Raw genomic sequence first — 1905 nt, forward strand, 5'->3', positions numbered from 1 at the left:
CTCCAAATCAATGACGACAGCCTGTTTATACTCGATGCAATGGGAAAGTTTAACCTCCATCGCTTCATGAACCTATTCCGACACCTTGGAATATACCATTCCGTGCTATACGACGAAGACTCGGACAGAAAGATGGCCTCGGCAGTGAAAGGCGTCTTGGAGGGATGCCGAAACCCGTTTACAATACATATACACGCTTTCGCGCCAGACCTCGAGGGATTTCTAAATATCGAAAGGACCAAGCCAAAACACCGCAAACCGCAGCATGCACTTTACCGAATTCGCCAGGGAGTGGTGCCGCCCGCGAGGCTTGCAGAACTATCGGAAGTAATTAAACGAGCAATAGCTTCATAGCTCGGTGTGCCCAAACTATGTACCAAGCTGGCGGACGAGCATGGACAGGAGCGGAGCCGATACAGGCGGCATGGTTGACGGACGAGGATGGCAGCGGCAGAAATCCATGGACGGACCAACCGTCCGGTCAGCGGACAGGGTAGACGCCTACCGCCACCATTCAAGATCATCGTCAAGCATGGATCTGTGAGTGTCTCCGGCGATGCGATGGCAGCCAGAGTGGCAGCCAAGTCCGCGGACAGCGGGAGACGGCCACGGGACTCGGTGGACGAGACTGAGCCCGTGACCAACGCCGACGGACGTCCACGGACGAAGCACCGAAGATCCCTTAATCCGCAGACCCGGCCACCTTGCGTGCCACTGTCAATACCGGTCTTATGTGATCGCCGGGTCGCGCCTGACCGGTTGGGCAAGCGGAGTACAATCAGAGTGATCGTTGTCTCAGGATGGGGCAAATCTCCGTTCGATTCGGGGTCGCCGGGCGTGCCCTCGGAGTTGCGATGATCGCTAGCTGGTTGACCTGGTTCCTCACCAGTCGCGAGCTGTACATCTGCCGCATCTACCGGTTGGGGGTACGCATGAAGGTTGCTCTACGTAAGAGCGCACGTAAGATTGCCAGCGCTCTGTGGGCCCTCGGCGGTGGAGTAATGGCAACTCATCCCCTTTCCTGAGGCAACGATCTCTCGCGCGCTTGACAGCCAAACTGACAGCCGAGCCGCCGGACTTCGGTAAACCTCCATGAACGCAGGCTGACGCGATCGCAGAGGTCGCCGGACTCCCTGGACGTCCGTAGAGCTGCCTGGATGATCCAGATGACACTACGGATCTGAAGGTTCCTGCGGGATGTTGGAGCCTCTCCTGTGCGCCGGCCGGGTGTAGCAACGCCTGTAGCAACGGGCGCGTACGTTGGCGGACGACCATGGACACCGGTGTACATCGCCACCTGTGCGCCGCCCGGCCCAGCAAGGACCGGATCTTGCCTTCTAAGCACCAGGTCGCAGGTTCGATCCCTGCCGGACGCACATCAGATCGCTGACCAGGCATGGCCGTAGTAATTGGAGCCACTTTCGTCAAGCTGAGCGGTCAGCGAGATGGTAATTTCGCCCGCATGGTGGAGATCGTTTCGGGGGCGGATCCGGTCTGGCGGCTCCTGCTCGACGGGTGGGACCAGACCCTGCAGACCGCGGGCGGTCGAAAGGCTGGCATCGAGGTGCACCCGCATCTGTCCCGGCACGCGCTGGCCGATGCGTGGCTCGGCGCCGGTGGCGGAGAGCAGACCCTCGCCGACGACATGGGGTGGAGCACCACCCAGATGGTCCGCCGCTATGGCTCCGCCGGACGATCCCGCCGCGCCCAGAACGAGCACGAGCGGCTCGGCCTCGGCGACCGCATCTGACAACCGCGCGGTCTGCGACAGCTTCGCCACGCTGGGCCGGCCCGTCTGACGTCTCCGGAGCGGTTGGCCCCGGACGCCGGGGGGGGGGGGGGGGGGGGGGGGGGGGGGGGGGGGGGGGGGGGGGGGGGGGGGGGGGGGGGGGGGGGGGGCGGGCC

Annotated in this window: 2 protein-coding genes; both read left to right on the forward strand. The window is 62.8% G+C overall.

Annotated elements, in window-relative coordinates; translation table 11 throughout:
* On the forward strand, positions 1-354 hold a 354-nt coding region (locus MXD95_RS03980; RefSeq protein WP_250639152.1), incomplete at its 5' end, for a TOPRIM nucleotidyl transferase/hydrolase domain-containing protein.
* A 1108-nt stretch (positions 355-1462) separates the two neighbouring features.
* Entirely contained in the window at positions 1463-1750 is a 288-nt protein-coding gene (locus MXD95_RS03985) for a site-specific integrase (RefSeq protein WP_250639153.1), read from the forward strand.
* Positions 1751-1905 lie beyond the last annotated feature (155 nt).

Origin of the sequence: Frankia sp. AiPa1 (genome assembly GCF_023243075.1) — a bacterium.
GTDB lineage: Bacteria > Actinomycetota > Actinomycetes > Frankiales > Frankiaceae > Frankia.

Coding starts and splice junctions, on each gene's coding strand:
- MXD95_RS03985 (WP_250639153.1), top strand. CDS start 1,463: ATGGTGGAGATCGTTTCGGGGGCGGATCCGGTCTGGCGGCTCCTGCTC.